Raw genomic sequence first — 16,076 nt, forward strand, 5'->3', positions numbered from 1 at the left:
AGGAGGAGAAGGATGAATATGCTTATTAATTTCTTTACACCTCATCATTTGTTTCATATCGTTTCCATGCATTTTACAGAATAAGCAGCACCCACAAATATAAACTTAGCAAACTGACGATTAATGCGGCCGGAACGACTAAAACGGTAACACCGATATATTTTCCCCAAGTCATTTTTATATGGTGTTTTTTTAATATAAACATCCAAAGCAATGTTGCCAATGTTCCAATCGGAGTCAACAATGATCCGATATCGCTTCCTATGACATTTGCAAGATATGCCACTTGCAATAATGTAATATTTAAATCCATTTCGGTAATCGCCAGCGTCCCAATCATGACCGCCGGCAAATTGTTAAAAATATTGGACATGATGGTCGTCAATAACCCCATGCTCAAAGTTGCATGGAAAGTTCCCAATTCTACAATATTCCCGAATGATGAAATAATCAATGTATTTAGCCCTGCATTCTTTAACCCATATACGAGCACATACATGCTGAATGCAAATATTAAGGTATGCCATGGAGAATTGAATATAACATCTTTGATTCCCGCTTTCGTTTTAACCCACCGGATCAGAATCAACACGAACGCGCCAAGCAATCCAATCATTTCAAGCGGAATTCCAAGGGGGGAAAGAACGAAAAATGCCCCTCTTGTCATCACCACTACAGCAATGCAGATTTTAAACAGATTTCTATCTATTTCATTTTTCACTGATGGATCAAGGGGATGCGTAAAGGGATTCGTCATTTTTTCATTGAGTGTAATGAACCCTAATTGTTTAGGAATATGTTTCCTGAATAACAAAAATAATAATATGCTTATTGTCAAAATACCAAGCATTGAAGGGATAAACATGATTTTGACATAACTGTTCAAATCCAGACCGACGATTTTTAATGCGATCAAATTGGAAATATTGCTTACAGCAATTGGAGCGCTCGAAGCGGTTGCAATCAGCGCCCCGGAAATTAGATACGGGATATATTGATGGGGTTTGAATGATAAAAATCTGATGATGTGAATAATAATGGGGGTTGTGATGAGTATGCTGCCGTCATTATTGAACAGCATTGTCATAAAAAAGCATAGCAAATTGATATATATATAAAGTCTGATACCGGAATTATTAGACTTCAGGATGATATTTTGTGCAATCCATTTAAAAAATCCGATGCTCTCCAGAACGATGGACATCATGATAGTAGAAAGTATTGTAAGTGAGGGGCCACTTACAATACTTAGAATACTTTTTAAATCTTTAAAATCTACTATCCCAAGTATAACTATAAACGCAGCCCCTATAGAAACCGGAATCGTCTCATTGATTCCTTTAGGCCTCCAAAGCATAAGTGCAATGGAGAACAAAAATATGGTTAACATTAATATCGTTGAAAAATCGACCATTTAAACAGCCGCCTTAGATTGTTCATAAGTTGATTGATTCGTGCCTGCCACAGTTTCTTCTTTTGCAGGTAATGGCGATTGTAAAAATAATTTATAAAACAAAACACCTACAATTGAGAAGTAAAGGAGCATCATCTTGTTTCCCTCCTTCTCCTATCAACCTCAGTAATATCGTCTCTCCTTTAATTGCGAATACATCTTCTCGGCATGTTTCATGATAGCTCTATATTGGTTTTCGATATGATACATTTTTTCCGCAAATTTCATTAAGGCATAGTATTGATATTTTAATAGTCTTCTATTGTCTTCCATTAACATTTTTACAGGTGTATGCAGATATTCGTTTTCTTCGTCGGATAACTCCATCTCAAATGGTTCCAACTTTTCTTCTGAAACGTTTTCTTCCTGGACCGCCACAATCTCTCCTGAATCCCTCTGAATTTCAAGCTCTTTCTTAGCTTCATCCTGCGTCTCTTCCAAAGGTTGCAACGTATTTTCAAGTTTAATTTCTTCTTTTTCTTCGGTCTTTGCGGTATTTCCCTCCGTTCCATCTTCCGTTTTATTCATTTCAGCCTTATTCTCCATTTCTTCTATTTGATCATCCTGATGAGGAGAATCTTTAGTGTCAACCACCGGGATTACATCCCACGTGCATTCTTGCATCGGAGAGTTGAATTTCACTTCTTGAAAAAATGCTCTATTTTGATTTTTCTTCACTTTTTTGTCGGCAGCTTTGTTTTTCTCTTCCCCAGTTGTTGGCGACGGCGATGCAGCTTCTGTCGCTTCTGCTTTTTCGTTCCGGAGAGCGGATTGAATCTGCTGCTCGGAATTTTTCTCTCCTTGTTTTTTGGCTGTTGCATCATTCTTCTCTTCATTGGCAGATGCATAATGCCCCTTTTCTTTATGCCGGAAAATCTGATTCTTTTGTTCGCTAATGATATTTTCTTGTGTGCTCAACTGGACCTGTTCTTGGGTCAAACCCGAATCAGATGAATTGTCAGCGAACCCGGCTGATTGTGCCGAATCCATTCCGGCAATGTGATTTTCATCCACTTGTTCATTCAGAATATTTGTAATCTGGGATTTCAGAATCAAGTACTCTTTATCGCCATTGATCAACACAATATAATCTTTTGAAATTTCACTGAGCACTCCCGAAAAGTTCTGTTTGTTGAAACTATTGACCGTAATCCATTGCAAATACATCGATTTCAAAATTTCTTCAAGATTTATCCTGTCGACCTTTGCATGATTCGTTTCCTGATTTGTGATGACCGTTTCTTTGATGTTTCTTGATAAAGCTTTGATCTGGTTGATAGGGAAATATAAAATATTTTCTTTAACTTTCACGATCAAATGATCTTTTTGGACACTTAACAATGTGCCTTGAACGGAATGGTTTTCATCCAGAAATAACCCTATTTCTGCTCCTTCCAGACTTTTTATGGAATCCAGCAAATTTTCTGCATTCAACATGAGGGCCTCCTTTTACATGCAATCCGCAGAAAGTCTCCCCATTTGCATTAGAAGAGGCTATTGTGTTGGTTATTTTCATGTTCCTTTTCTTTTTCCTTATCCGGTTTTAAGCCATAGCTTACATTTCGGATATGGAACATCGCCGAGCGGATGACTTCTTTATCGGAAACGATTGTCACATATTCATCGAATACTTCTTCCAATACCCCTTCTACCGACTCCGGACCTCCACGGTTTATTTTCACCCAATTATGGCGCAATTGATTTAATACGGCTCTGAAGTCTGTTCCGGTGATATATTTAAAATCTTTCGGAACCTTCACTTTAAACGGCATTTCATTTTTGGAATTTTGAGTAATACTCTTAACATGCTGGTACTTGTAATAAACGACTCCATCTTCCTCTGTTAACAATACGAAATAATCGGAATGGGCAGAAAGCACTTTTCCGACTCTTGACTCAGGTCCACCGCGATCTACTTTTACCACTTTGTTTACTAAAGAATTCATTAACTCCCTGTTCATCGTTGTTCCTCCCATTATAAAATTCATTATTATTTATACGTGTAAAGGCAAAGAGGTACATAGTTATCCGCCTATACATCGACAATAAATTGGGGATTGGCGTTATGTTATTGTATGAGACTCGGCGGGAATCTGACATTATGATTTCCCAAAAAAAGAGATGTTGAATTCCATACGAAATTATTGAAATGCTGAAATTGTAATTCTTTGGCCTAAACTAAAAAATGCAGCGCTTTGCCCAAAATCGGCAAAACGCTGCATTTTCCAATTCAAAAATATCGGCTTTTTGGTGTCCGCTCAGATATTAGCGCAGCTCCAATGAATAGCTCTCCACTACCGGAACCGGGGTTCCTTCATCAAGATGTTTGGCTGCAGATGCGGTCCCCAACACTTTTCCGTAAATTTCCACCCGATCATTTACATTCACTTCGGCATCCCATTCTTTTCTTTTCACATACACTACTTGTTTTTTGCCTGGTTCCTTTGACATGTCAATCATCAAGTATTCACCGCCATCTACCAGAAACACTTTTCCAATAAAATTGACCAATTGTTTTCTTTGGCTTCCGTACCGTTCAAAGGCAATATGATGCAATTCATCATAATCCACTTCCATTGCGTGGTCCTTAAGGTAGTTTAAAGAATAATCATCCATTCCTTTGTCTTTGTCTCCATTCGCCATCCCGACAATCATTAAAAGTCCGACCATAACCACGCCCTGGATCAGTATCGATTTCATCATTTCGCCGTAACCGCTTTTCACAAAAGAGACGATGATATAATACATTCCAAAAAATAAATGAATAAAGAAAATGACGGAAAAAATATTTGCCACACTTTCTTTTTGATAAACGGAAATGGAGATTGCGATTCCGATTATTAGCAACTCCATGATTAAAAAAACCCAAACATTTTCGCTTAACCGTTTCCATTTCGATCCCGGCTGTTCCGGCCGTTCTTCCAAAAATACCGTTTTGTTTCCGCTATAATGATGGCCGCATTTTATGCAATAAATCGTATGATTGCTGTTTTCTTCATTGCAGACAGGACATTTCCAAAAATACAGTTCTTCATCCTGTCCCTCTTTATAATATCCGCACTTCAAACAGTATGTCGCATGGCTGTTGTTCAAATGATAGCACTTCGGACAGCTCCATTTTGGCATTCTTTTTTACACATCCTCATAAGTTACTGATAATACAATAATACATAGAAATTTCTGATAAATCCAAAAATGAATTCTCCATACATCTTTTTCTCCATGAAAAAAGGGCCATCAATAACTCCGATGGCCCTTCCTTTTCATGTGTTTATTTTACAATGGCATCCAAATCAATCCGCTGCTCGTATTCCGCAAGCAACTCCCTCACTTCATCCGTGGATTTCGTATTCATCAGCCGATTTCTTAACTCACTCGCTCCCCGGAAACCTTTTACATAAATTTTAAAGAAACGGTGAAGAGCTGTGATGGAACGTGGAATTTCTTCGATAAACCGATCATGCAAATCCAAATGGTATTTAAATAAGTCCAAATACTCCCGGACTGTATGTTCTCTCGGCTCTTTTTCAAAAGCAAAAGGGTTTTTGAACACCCCTCTTCCAATCATGATGCCATCCACACCATACCGTTCAGCCAGCTCAAGTCCCGTTTTGCGGTCCGGAATGTCCCCGTTGATGGTTAAAATCGTTTCAGGAGCAATCCGGTCGCGCAATTTTTTGATTTCAGGGATGAGTTCCCAATGGGCAGGGACCTGGCTCATTTCCTTTCTTGTCCGCAAATGAATGGAGAGATTGGCAATGTTTTGTTTCAGAAGGTGAGTCAGCCACTCTTCCCATTCACTAACGTCCGTATATCCTAATCTCGTTTTTACACTGACCGGAAGCCCCCCTTCTTTGGCAGCGTCAATCAACTCGGCCGCCACATCGGGACGCAAAATAAGCCCGCTCCCTTTTCCACGGGATGCAACATTCGGCACAGGGCATCCCATATTAATATCAACGCCTTTAAATCCTTCTTCCGCCATTCCGATGGACATCTGCCGGAAATATTCGGGTTTGTCTCCCCAAATATGCGCCACAATCGGCTGTTCGTCTTCCGTAAACAGCAAACGTCCCCGGACACTGTTTTTTCCATCCGGATGACAATAACTGTCGGAATTTGTAAACTCCGTAAAAAACACATCCGGTCTGCCCGCTTTGCTGATGACATGCCGAAACACTACATCCGTTACATCTTCCATTGGGGCAAGAACAAAGAATGGCCGAGGCAATTTCAACCAAAAATTTTCTCTCATGTAATTCTCAATTCCTCTCATGATGAATATCTAATGATAAAACAATTTACTTAATTTTTATATATCAGGTTTGATCAATCGTTATCAAACTTTAGAAATTATAAATCATGGAGAAGTATAATCATATTCTTTCCGTTCATCTCCGTTATTAATATAATATAATTCCCCCTGGAATAGCCAATCAAGCCATCCATAATTAATAGCTGCAACGATGAGCTAATCATTAAAAGCGGGGCTTCCCCAGGTAAGGAACTGGGTGAAGCCCGCAAAATTATTGATATTTAAATGCGGAGACGGCTGATTTTAATTCTTCCTCCATGGAAGAAAGGGATTGTGCTGCTTTAATCTGTTTCGCCAATGCAACGATATCCGTCGCTTTCGATTGGACCAAATCATTAATGGCTTCATTCATTCGGGAAACATTATCCGATACATCACCCAATATTCGCTCCTATAATTTCTCCTTGGCGGAATGGTAAGAATACACACCGATCAGCAAAGAAGAATAAGTCACTTGTTAAATTAAGGAAATCCGCAATGGATAAATTGGGGATTTTAATTGAGCATTAAACGGGTGCATTTTCCGAAAACACTTTTGTCTTAACAAATGAAAAACCATCGATTAGGGCTATGATTGGAAGGGCTGCAAATAATAAAAAAGGAAGACCTTTTCTTGATGATGAAAAAGTCTCCCTTTATTTTATACTTTCACAGAGGAAGCATTTTTCCGGGTGAACAGGATGCCGATCAATATAAAGATGACTGTGCAAATGATCGTTAACAGCAATGTTTTCAAATAATATTCGTTTTCGCTTTGCGTTAATAATTGGACGCTGTAATCCGCCAATTTCCACGGTGAAACGTTCCAAAACTGACCGATCAACGACTGGACCAGGACGCCTATGGGCAAGACAATCACCGTGAATGTAATGGAAAGGGCAGTTTTGAACATCGCACTGAACATAAGGGCGATGGTGGTCGCAAATAAAATCCATACACAATAACTTGCAACCATTTGAATAAAAAGAAGAGGCTCAACGGCCCCATATAAAATGGCTGTATAGTACATGCTCGCCCCATACCCCAAAATGACGCTTAAGACAGCAAGCAAATTGATTACCGCCCACTTGCTGAAATACAGGGCTGCAAATGAAATGGGCCGTACATAGATGAAAAGCGCTGTTCCATTCTGCCTCTCCCGATTGATCATTCCTGCCGCAATAACGACAAGCACAATCAAACCGATGGATTGAAACTGGCCAGTGGAAGCAAGCAAAATATCCGCAGGCGCATAATCAGGCAATGTGATGGTGAACCCTTCCGGCAAATTTCCCACCGCATTTAAAATATCTTCCATATAATAATTCATAATTGGATCCGAGATGCCAAGAAATATAAAAAGGAGCGGCATCCATAAAAATTTGAAACTGCGCCAACTTTCCCGCAACTCTTTTTGGAATAACACAGCGAATGTCCTCATGGTGATACCACCTTCATGAAAATCTCTTCAAGGCTCAACCTATCCCTTTCCACCTTTACTACCGTAAATGGAGAATTGGAAAGCTCGCCCATAACTTGCTGCATTGTGGGGAAATGATCTTTTATATAGACATAAACAACATTTCCTTCAACCTCAGTGGGCCACTCCGTTTGGGAAGAGTATCCGGCCGCTTCTTCAACTCCCGCAAATTGGATACGGATACGGGGTACATCAAATTTTTCCCGAATTTCATTTAACGAACCTTTTTCCACAACCTTCCCCTTTTTCAAAAAGAGAAGTTGATCGGTCATTTCTTCCGCATCATTTAATATATGAGTCGAATACAATATCGTGGATCCGCGCTGCAATTGTTTCAACAGATTCATGATTTCCCTTCTTCCAACCGGATCGAGGGAAGATACAGGTTCATCCAATAACAGCAGCTTCGGTTTATGAACAATCGCCTGCGCGATGCCAAGCCGTTGTTTCATCCCTCCGGAGTATTGAGCGGTTTTTTTGTGGATGGCGTCTTTAAGGCCCACAAATTCCAACACTTTTTCCGCTTCTTTTCTGGCCCCTCTTGCAGAAATTCCGCTTAACTTTGCCGTCAGTTCAATGAATTCCACTCCCGTCAGCCATGGATAAAATTGTGGATATTGGGGCAAAAAACCGATTTCTTTCCGGATATCTTTTATTCCCTCCATTTTTACGGATCCGCCGGTTGGCTTCAACAAACCGGCAAGCATGGACAATATCGTTGTTTTTCCTGCGCCATTCGGGCCAATAAGCGCCGTAAAGGAACCGTCTTCAAGGGTGAAGGAAACATCGGATACCACTGTTTGCGCACCAAAATTTTTCGTTAAATGTTGAACGGTAATCATGATTTCCTCCCAAAGATAAAATACACAATCGGCCCAAGGATATTAAAAAAGATGATGACCAAAGCCCAAACCCACTTCGGCCCGTTCGTCGATTCAATGCGTATTAAATCAACCAGCGCAACAATCAGCAAAACCACTTGAATCACCAATAAAGGGGCAACTAGCGCCCAATTGATATCCATCATTATCGAACCTCTCCACCTTTCAATGGCATGCCGGATTATAAATCCGCCGCTTTTTGCTGGAAGGGAAAAAATCTGTTCTTTCCAAAGTGTCAGAACCAATCCCTTCTTTTCTTATGATAATGAAAAAAAGAGCAAATTAATATAAAATAATAGTTACGATTTGAACATTCATAATTGCAGACTGACAATAAAACAAAAGAAAATTATATAGAAATAAGATTTTGCCAAAAAATTTTGTCGCCCGTTTTTGCTGTGAGTAGAAGTAAACAAATATGGAAAGAAGTGTTCTTTATGATGGATCCAAATCATTTTAATTACCACGGCCAGCTGGAAGATAACAAAAATAAAAATGCGCTAAAATGGGCTTTTATTCTTATCACCGGTTTTATGATGGTCGAAGTGGCTGGAGGGCTGATCACAAACAGCCTGGCTTTGTTGTCGGATGCCGGCCATATGTTGACGGACTCTTTATCTTTGGGATTCAGCTTGTTGGCCCTCATCATTGGACAAAAGGAAGCGAACAGTAAAAAAACTTACGGATACCGCAGAATTGAAATATTCGCCGCCCTCCTGAACGGGATGACATTGATTGGCATAGCTCTTATTATTGTGGTTGAGGCAATTCACCGCATTACGGCACCGCCCGAAATCGCCAGCACGGGAATGCTGATTGTGGCAGTGATCGGCCTTTTGGTCAATATAGCGGTTGCTTTTATTTTAAATAGAGGAAAAGGAGATAATTTAAACGTGAAAAGTGCATTTCTCCATGTATTGGGAGATATGCTCGGTTCCGTCGGGGCGATTACCGCGGCTCTCATCATCTTGTTTTTCGGTTGGAAGTTGGCAGACCCCATCGCCAGCATGATTGTTGCGGCGGTCATCAGCACCAGCGGTTTTCGGGTGGTGAGGGAATCTTTCAACATATTTATGGAAGCCGCACCGAGGGAATTATCGACCCTTATCATTAGAGAAAAACTGCTTGAGATTGAAGAAGTAGTGGATGTGGCCGATTTGCATCTCTGGCTGATCACATCCGACTATCCATCTTTCACTTGCCATGTAGTTGTTGCACAAGATGCGGATGAACAGGCCGTTTTGCGGAAAATCCAGAAGATGCTTCACGATGAATTTTCATTGCATCATATGACGATCCAAATTGAAAAGAGATAAAAAAGTGCCTGGCGCTTCAAGGTGCCCGGCACTTTTCGTTGATAGGAAAGCACTCCCTGAATCCGCATATCCCAAGAGATTAAGGATGTTATTCTAAATATTTACATTTTCTCTAACCTCATCAAATTCATAACATCCGCATCCGTTTTGCTAAAGGTACTCATCAGGTATAGGATATTTTACCTCCGAAAAGTTCTTGATCAGCAATTCTTCTTTAATCATTTTTCCTGTTCTCTTATCGTATGTTTTTCGCCAAATTTCATTTTGGCGATAGTTTTTCCCTTCTCTTTGCAAAAAACGATGATTTCTTTCTTCGATATGATATGAGTACGGCATTTCTTCATTGGCATAGATGGCCCCTTTTAAATGCTTGTCAGTCACCCATACTTTGATTTGAAAAGAGTAATCGGTCGGATTATAAAACCGCAAATCCACATAATTATAAAAGACGCTTGCCCCGCTTCCAAACGGAAGGATGCGCCCGGAGTCAGGAAACGGGTCGAAACTATGGTGATGTCTTTCTATCACTACGAGTGGCGTATGCAGGGCCATCCAATAAAGCAGGTTGGCTAGTTGGCAAATTCCTCCGCCAATCCCCGTTTTTACTTCTCCCATTTTAAGCAGCATGCCTTCAATATAAACTTTTGACTTCGTTGTCCGCTCGACAAGTTTCCAGAAGGAAAAGATTCCCCCGGTTTGATGATGACGCCGTCAATTTCACCCGTCGCAATCTTTAGATTGGTAATTTTATTTTCTTGCAACCGGGGATCGCTATTTCCCAATTTTCTTCTTAATAAGGACTGGTGTTTTTTGCAAGTGTAAGGAAAAGTGGAGTTTAATTCCCGCGTTTTGGCAAAACGCTTTCTGTCTTTTAAATCCGCGATTGTCCGGAAAAGCCTCTTTTGTTCTATTCTGGCATGATAGAAAATTGGATGAATTTCAGATAATCTCAAATCAATCCATCTTTCTATCAAATCATATTACTTTATTTATATTAAATATATGACAAAGTGTTTTGTAAAAAAATATAAAAAATTTGAAATTTTAGAAAAATAATAGAAAAAAGCAGGCCGTAATCTCTCATTTGATTTTACAGCCTGCTTTTTATTGCCAACATTTTGCTTGCGAAAGTAACATCTGAAATAAGGAATATCCCCGGTTTAAATTAATTCTTCTCCTTTAATAATCTTTCGATTCTGCTTAGACGTTCATTTATATCATCCGCCCGGTTTTTCAAAATGATATTTTGTTGTTTTTCAAGCATTATCAGCTCTTCTAAACGTTTTTTATTTTTCTTATACATGTTCAATAGTAAAGCACCAATCATAATCATTATTATGATAAATCCCAAAAGAAAGATTGCCGCCAATACATCTCCGACATTTCCTACCGTCGCACCGAAAAGCATCATCGCCATCCCTCCCATTCCCTTATCTTTTTATTCAAACGGAAACCATCTTATTCAATATTTCTATTACGAATAGAAAAAAACCTTCAAAATTCCCATATCATCTTAAATTCGCAAAGTGATTTTTATATAATACGTTGTAAGAATTCATCCAAAGAAAGGAAGCAGCCAAATTTGGAAAATTATTATCTGTTTGTCCTCATGAGCATTTTTCTAATTATTTTGCCAGGTCCGGATACCGCGGTTGTGACAAAAAATACACTCCTTTGCCATCGGATTGGAGGAATAAAAACTTCTTTGGGCATCCTTTGCGCCCTGCTGATTCACACAATGGCGGCCGTACTTGGCTTATCGGCAATTATTGTCAAATCGGCCATTTTATTTTCCATCATCAAATATGCCGGAGCAGTCTATTTGATTTACCTGGGCGCAAAAATCTTGTGGTCATTAATGAAAAAGGGGGAAAAAGAAGAAGTTCACGTGATGATCCCTGACAATGAAAAAACCCCTTGTTTTAAACAGGGGTTCCTGACGGATATCCTCAATCCGAAAGTCGCCATCTTTTTTCTATCCTTTTTCCCTCAATTCGTGAAACCGGGAAGCGGCACCGTTTTTCCCTTTTTAATCATGGGCATCACCTTCACTTTATTGTCGGCCGTCTGGCTGTTCATCTATATTTATTTAATCCATCATATCAGCGCATTGATGAAAAAACCCGTTGCCAAACATCTCATTGAAGGGATTACCGGTTCCATCATTATCGGGTTTGGAATCAAATTGGCATTGGAAAAAGCAAATTAAACGTCGACAATTCAATAAAGCAAAGGGATCCGGCTTCCAACAATCAAGAATAGAAACATTCCTGTAACGATTACCTTCGCAATTTGACGGGGGGATTGATATAAAACCAATATCGTAGCAATCCAAAGCAGCAATTCCAACGGGTTTATCAAATCCCAATACCAAAATCCGAACACAAAAGTCTGGCTTGCCATCACCATAAGGATCACGGATGAAATGATGATTGAAACAATGCTGTCCCCTTTTGCATACCAACAAATTCCTGCCATTATCGGAGAAAGGAAAGTCAGGAATACCCAAATCATCATATAGGACTTCGGAAAAAAGCCGGCTACCGCCACGGTATAAACATAATAACTGGCGACCATACCGGCAAAAAACAAAAATACATTCAGTCCCGCCCTTAGTGGGGATTTGCTGTATACGGCAATTACCGTTCCCAAGAAAATCCAGACTCCCAAACGTGAAAAGAAGTTTCCTAAATCCAAAGTTTGCAGGAAAGAAGGCAGGCCATTGACGGCCGTCATATCCAGGAACTTTGAAATAATGCCCAGACTGATTCCGCAGAGCAAAATAAAACCGGTATACCATATCTTTTTGGATAAAGGAATCTGTTCCGCTTTCCGAATGTTCATGAATATCTCTTTCATTTGACACACCTTAATCTCCTTAGAATTCCACTTTTCTATTTTAAGTACGAATAAAACCTTGAAATGGATTCGATTTTCTGCAAAAAAGAAAGGGCCTTGCAATCATGCAAGGCCCTTTCTTTTCCGTTCATGTTTGATACTGATTAAAAACCTGAAACTTGCTTTCGTTCATAAAATTCTTCCCAATCATGATAAATGGATCGAAGTTCATCATCGAGGTAAGTCAGCGCCTTTTCTTTCAAGTCGGCCGGGACACCATAATAGCTTTCCGCAATGGCTCCGCTGATGGCGGCCAACGTGTCGCTGTCGCCGCCAATCGAAACGGCCGTACGCACGGCATCCTCAAAGGAAGTGGATTCCAGGAATGCTTTGATTGCTTGCGGAACCGTTTCCTGGCAGGACAATTTAAACCCGTAGGAATCCCTGATTTCATCAATCGTAAAATCCAATGGGTAATAATTGCTCTCAATTTTTCTCCGGATTTCTTCTTTTGAAAACCCGTTGCGAGCCATATAAATGCTGACAGCCACCGCTTCGGCGCCTTTTATTCCTTCTTGATGATTATGGGTCACCCGTGTAACCGCTTTGGAAAGCAGAGTCACTTCTTTTTCCGTCTCCGCTGCAAATCCGACCGGGCTAATCCGCATCGCCGCGCCATTCCCAAAGCTGTTGTAAGGCTCCGGCTTGTCACTGTAAACCCATTTTTTGAACATGCCCCCATAACCGCAATTTGGATATTTCCGGCCAATTTCTTGCATATATTGAACGCTTGATTTTTCAATTTCCAAATAATAAGCGGGATTTATATTTCTATAGGAAGGTTTAAACTTTTTCTCTGTTTCCATGATGGCTTTCGCTACTGCAAGTGTCATGATGCTGTCATCCGTCACTTTGCAATCTTTTGTAAAAAGGTCGAAGTCTTTATTTTTATAGTTATTCAACTCGAAACGGGAACCTGCGATATCACCAATAATTGCGCCAATCATCCGGCTTCAATTCGCACTCCTTTTAAGTTTCCATTGGGCATTTGTACCTAATTATCCCTACCATTAATTATAATCACTTTTCCATTGAATGGAATCAAAAAGCTCAATAAACCCCCTTCAAAAAATTTTTCTAAACACCCCTTCCTTATAGCTTCATAAATGAATTCAAAAAAATTTTTTAATTTTCTCCTTGCTTTCATTTTATTTTCAGAAACGCCGTCTAGAATGAAAGACAAAAGGAGGAGAAGTGAAGATGAAAACGAGAATTTCAAAGTGGGTTGTTTTCTGCAGCATTCTCTGTCTTTTGTTTTTGTCTGTGAATGTTATTGCCTATGCGAAAGATCACCACAAATATAAAGATGACTACAATTATCTCAACGTTGATCATGACGGTTACTACAAAATTGATAACTACAAAGTTGATCAAGCGGATTACCACTACCGCGAAAAATTCGAAAAATATGATGACAATGATGATTATTTCGGCGAGAAATTCAGAAAACATGATGACGACGATGACGATGATTACAAATGGGGAAGATCCGAATACAATTTCCAAGGAAATTTAGGCCGACCTTCCTACTGGAACATTTGGACAAGAGATACGAACGTCACTGTAAGCAATAACCTTCCTGTTCAGGAAGCGAAAACCGTTCCTTTTGAATTGGACGGAAAAACAACAAACCTGTTAGTACTGCCTTCTGACGGACAATTGCTCGTTTCCGGAGAAAAAATGGCCGACTTTCTCGGAATCAAAAGCAAATTCTACGGCCAAAGCCGAATTTTGGAACTTTCGAAAAATGGAGAAGAATTGATCGTAAGAGCCGGTACGAATGCCGCTTACGAAAACATGGTCAAAACACCATTGCCAACCAAAGCCATTTATTATGAAAAAACTGTATATCTTCCTGTTTCTGTGATTGCCAATGCCTTTGGATACAGCGTAGACTGGGACGAAAGCACAGGTACATTCACTTTGGAGCAATTTAAATAATGAGGTGATGGAAATGAAACCAGGAAAAAAAGCGAAATGGATCGTCGGCATTGCAGGTACTGCATTTACTGCCTTTGTATTAGGGCAATTGGATGATACACCAGTTTATTCTTCAAACACGAACAATATCGGCATGGTTACGGAAGTCAATGATTCCATGAGCGAACGCGAAAAAGAACTTGTCCAACTTGATTGGAGCAACTTTACTCTCGAACAAAGGGCCGATTACTATGATTTCTCTACTAGAAGATCATAATAACGCTGAAATGGAGTCCCTCCAATTAAATATCATGAATACCACTTTTCGTATAAACATCGAAAACCACAATGGAATTGAATGGAAGGGGGAAGTCATTTCCTTCCTGGAATATATCAATCAGGAATTTTCAAGATTCCGCAAAAACAATGAACTCTGGCGTTTTAATGAAGCCAAACGGAATCAGACCATCCGTGTTTCCCCCATTCTTTACGACATGCTGAAAAAAGCTGAAGAGTATCGGCAAAAAACAGGGGGCAGATTCTCCCCCTACATGCTCATTCCTTTGGAAAGCCACGGTTATTCCCGATCCTTCCCTTTTGTTTCAGCAAAACATGAAGAATCAGCCATCCATTATCAATATGAAAACAACCCGCTCGTTTTCAAAGGAGATTTTCAAATCACAAAAAATACGGACCAAAAAGTTGATTTAGGCGGAATCGCAAAAGGATATGCAGTCGAAGCTGCCGCAAAATGGCTGAAGCAGCATACCGGCAGCAAATACGGCATCGTGGACGGCGGCGGCGATATGGCCATTTGGTCGGATGGACAAAAAACATGGAAAATAGGAATCAAAAATCCTTTTGATGAAAGCCGGACGATCGGATCATTTTCCATCCAAAACGCGGGAATTGCCACATCAAACATCGTGTACCGCAGCTGGATGCAAGGAAATCGGAAAAAACATCATTTATTGGACGGAAGAAACGGCATGCCCGTTGAAACGGACATTGTCCAGGCAACGGTAGTAATGGAGCATTGCATCGATGCCGAAGTCGGTGCCAAAGTTTGCTTTATGTCAAAGGATGATTCGATTGATTCGATTCTTTCCAACATCAGCAAAAAGTTCAGCTATGTGCTTGTGAAATCCGATGGAAACATCATAACAGGAGGGAATAAAACTTATGGACGTGTTTACTAACTGGAACCTCATACGCGCTTCAGGCTTTCTTGCCTATTTTCTATTGACCCTTTCCATTATGGCCGGCGGTATGCAGAAATTATCCGATTTTCAAAACCACAAACCGCTTTTGATGGAACTCCACAAAATCAGCGGTTGGACCGGAGTATTGACCGTTGTGTTCCATGGAACTTTGCTATTGGTAGACAAATATGTTCCTTATAATATTGTGGAATTGTTGATTCCATTTGCGGCTGAAAACGAACCTTTCCATTCCGGAATCGGAACCCTCTCCTTCTATCTGTTCTTAATCGTCATGGCCACTTCCGATTTCTTCATGAAAAAACTCGGTTTTCAGCTTTGGAAAAAACTTCATTTCCTTGTGTTCCCTGCCTGGGTCTTCATGACTCTCCATGGCATCTTCATTGGAACGGATTCCGGACAGGTCTGGGCCATCTTCATCTATTGCGCGAGCATCGTTTTGATTACGGCTTTGCTTGTTATGCGGATTCTTGAAGGCAAAGTGAAAGCCGTAAATAGCCATAAAGCAAGTTAATCTTTTGAAAACCGTTTTTCCACCCTTGCAGTGGCCATAACAAACCCATCCTAACACGAAAATTGAACCCCTCATTCATATAAATCGTGATTTGGAGACG

General features: G+C 40.1%; 21 protein-coding genes. 6 read left to right on the forward strand and 15 right to left on the reverse strand.

All coding sequences use genetic code 11. The features are described 5' to 3' along the window. Positions 1–73: 73 nt before the first annotated feature. The 10 genes from NST62_RS11530 to NST62_RS11575 all read right to left on the reverse strand — a co-directional run bounded on the left by NST62_RS11530 (position 74) and on the right by NST62_RS11575 (position 8,254). The gene (locus tag NST62_RS11530) at positions 74–1,414 is read right to left on the reverse strand and encodes an arsenic transporter (RefSeq protein ID WP_342462909.1); all 1,341 of its coding nucleotides are present in this window, start codon (positions 1,412–1,414) and stop codon (positions 74–76) included. Next, entirely contained in the window at positions 1,415–1,549 is a 135-nt protein-coding gene (locus NST62_RS11535) for a hypothetical protein (protein ID WP_281279197.1), read from the reverse strand. It abuts the gene before it with no gap. A 27-nt stretch (positions 1,550–1,576) separates the two neighbouring features. Next, a complete protein-coding gene (locus NST62_RS11540) occupies positions 1,577–2,890 on the reverse strand; it encodes a DUF2642 domain-containing protein (RefSeq protein WP_141601900.1) in 1,314 nt (437 codons plus the stop codon). A 47-nt stretch (positions 2,891–2,937) separates the two neighbouring features. Then, positions 2,938–3,414, reverse strand: coding sequence for a hypothetical protein (locus NST62_RS11545; protein ID WP_342462910.1), 477 nt, complete (start codon positions 3,412–3,414; stop codon positions 2,938–2,940). 304 nt (positions 3,415–3,718) lie between these two features. Continuing rightward, on the reverse strand, positions 3,719–4,579 hold the full coding sequence (locus NST62_RS11550; RefSeq protein ID WP_141601902.1) for a zinc ribbon domain-containing protein: 861 nt from the start codon (positions 4,577–4,579) through the stop codon (positions 3,719–3,721). Positions 4,580–4,724: 145 nt separating this feature from the next. After that, a complete protein-coding gene (locus NST62_RS11555) occupies positions 4,725–5,708 on the reverse strand; it encodes a tRNA-dihydrouridine synthase (protein WP_342462911.1) in 984 nt (327 codons plus the stop codon). A 271-nt stretch (positions 5,709–5,979) separates the two neighbouring features. After that, positions 5,980–6,150 (reverse strand): hypothetical protein, encoded by a 171-nt coding sequence (locus NST62_RS11560; protein WP_181733209.1) that lies wholly within the window; start codon positions 6,148–6,150, stop codon positions 5,980–5,982. A gap of 258 nt (positions 6,151–6,408) precedes the next feature. Continuing rightward, positions 6,409–7,188, reverse strand: a complete 780-nt coding sequence (locus tag NST62_RS11565) for an ABC transporter permease subunit (protein ID WP_342462912.1) — start codon at positions 7,186–7,188, stop codon at positions 6,409–6,411. After that, complete coding sequence (locus NST62_RS11570; RefSeq protein ID WP_141601905.1) at positions 7,185–8,069, reverse strand: ABC transporter ATP-binding protein; 885 nt, start codon at positions 8,067–8,069, stop codon at positions 7,185–7,187. Before NST62_RS11570 ends, NST62_RS11565 begins: the two co-directional genes overlap by 4 nt. After that, positions 8,066–8,254, reverse strand: coding sequence for a PLD nuclease N-terminal domain-containing protein (locus NST62_RS11575; protein ID WP_141601906.1), 189 nt, complete (start codon positions 8,252–8,254; stop codon positions 8,066–8,068). The genes NST62_RS11570 and NST62_RS11575 overlap by 4 nt, the downstream gene beginning before the upstream one ends. 291 nt (positions 8,255–8,545) lie before the next feature. Between NST62_RS11575 and NST62_RS11580 the strand changes: the two genes are divergently transcribed. Then, positions 8,546–9,424 (forward strand): cation diffusion facilitator family transporter, encoded by an 879-nt coding sequence (locus NST62_RS11580; RefSeq protein ID WP_328215923.1) that lies wholly within the window; start codon positions 8,546–8,548, stop codon positions 9,422–9,424. A 150-nt stretch (positions 9,425–9,574) separates the two neighbouring features. On the opposite strand, the gene NST62_RS11585 is transcribed toward NST62_RS11580, so the two are convergent. The 3 genes from NST62_RS11585 to NST62_RS11595 all read right to left on the reverse strand — a co-directional run bounded on the left by NST62_RS11585 (position 9,575) and on the right by NST62_RS11595 (position 10,835). Beyond that, the gene (locus NST62_RS11585) at positions 9,575–10,111 is read right to left on the reverse strand and encodes a VanW family protein (protein WP_342463296.1); all 537 of its coding nucleotides are present in this window, start codon (positions 10,109–10,111) and stop codon (positions 9,575–9,577) included. Beyond that, positions 10,027–10,377 (reverse strand): hypothetical protein, encoded by a 351-nt coding sequence (locus NST62_RS11590; RefSeq protein ID WP_342462913.1) that lies wholly within the window; start codon positions 10,375–10,377, stop codon positions 10,027–10,029. The genes NST62_RS11585 and NST62_RS11590 overlap by 85 nt, the downstream gene beginning before the upstream one ends. A gap of 212 nt (positions 10,378–10,589) precedes the next feature. After that, the gene (locus NST62_RS11595; RefSeq protein ID WP_141601907.1) at positions 10,590–10,835 is read right to left on the reverse strand and encodes a hypothetical protein; all 246 of its coding nucleotides are present in this window, start codon (positions 10,833–10,835) and stop codon (positions 10,590–10,592) included. Between the two features lie 171 nt (positions 10,836–11,006). Between NST62_RS11595 and NST62_RS11600 the strand changes: the two genes are divergently transcribed. After that, positions 11,007–11,633, forward strand: coding sequence for a LysE family translocator (locus NST62_RS11600; RefSeq protein WP_141601908.1), 627 nt, complete (start codon positions 11,007–11,009; stop codon positions 11,631–11,633). An 11-nt stretch (positions 11,634–11,644) separates the two neighbouring features. Here NST62_RS11600 and NST62_RS11605 read toward each other — a convergent pair whose 3' ends face one another. Beyond that, positions 11,645–12,283: a hypothetical protein gene (locus tag NST62_RS11605; RefSeq protein ID WP_141601909.1), complete on the reverse strand. Its 639-nt coding sequence runs from the start codon at positions 12,281–12,283 to the stop codon at positions 11,645–11,647. A 143-nt stretch (positions 12,284–12,426) separates the two neighbouring features. Beyond that, positions 12,427–13,269 (reverse strand): ADP-ribosylglycohydrolase family protein, encoded by an 843-nt coding sequence (locus NST62_RS11610; RefSeq protein WP_328215922.1) that lies wholly within the window; start codon positions 13,267–13,269, stop codon positions 12,427–12,429. A 253-nt stretch (positions 13,270–13,522) separates the two neighbouring features. On the opposite strand from NST62_RS11610, the gene NST62_RS11615 reads away from it, so the two are divergent. Genes NST62_RS11615 through NST62_RS11630 form a run of 4 tightly spaced genes read left to right on the forward strand, consistent with a single transcriptional unit; the run spans position 13,523 to position 15,976 of the window. Next, positions 13,523–14,263: a copper amine oxidase N-terminal domain-containing protein gene (locus NST62_RS11615; RefSeq protein ID WP_141601911.1), complete on the forward strand. Its 741-nt coding sequence runs from the start codon at positions 13,523–13,525 to the stop codon at positions 14,261–14,263. Positions 14,264–14,276: 13 nt separating this feature from the next. Continuing rightward, positions 14,277–14,519, forward strand: a complete 243-nt coding sequence (locus NST62_RS11620; protein WP_141601912.1) for a hypothetical protein — start codon at positions 14,277–14,279, stop codon at positions 14,517–14,519. After that, positions 14,494–15,441, forward strand: a complete 948-nt coding sequence (locus tag NST62_RS11625; protein WP_141601913.1) for an FAD:protein FMN transferase — start codon at positions 14,494–14,496, stop codon at positions 15,439–15,441. The genes NST62_RS11620 and NST62_RS11625 overlap by 26 nt, the downstream gene beginning before the upstream one ends. Further along, a complete protein-coding gene (locus NST62_RS11630) occupies positions 15,425–15,976 on the forward strand; it encodes a ferric reductase-like transmembrane domain-containing protein (protein WP_141601914.1) in 552 nt (183 codons plus the stop codon). Before NST62_RS11625 ends, NST62_RS11630 begins: the two co-directional genes overlap by 17 nt. The last annotated feature ends 100 nt before the right edge of the window (positions 15,977–16,076 follow it).

It is taken from the genome of Ureibacillus sp. FSL K6-8385, from assembly GCF_038593155.1.
GTDB classification, from domain to species: Bacteria; Bacillota; Bacilli; order Bacillales_A; family Planococcaceae; genus Ureibacillus; species Ureibacillus terrenus.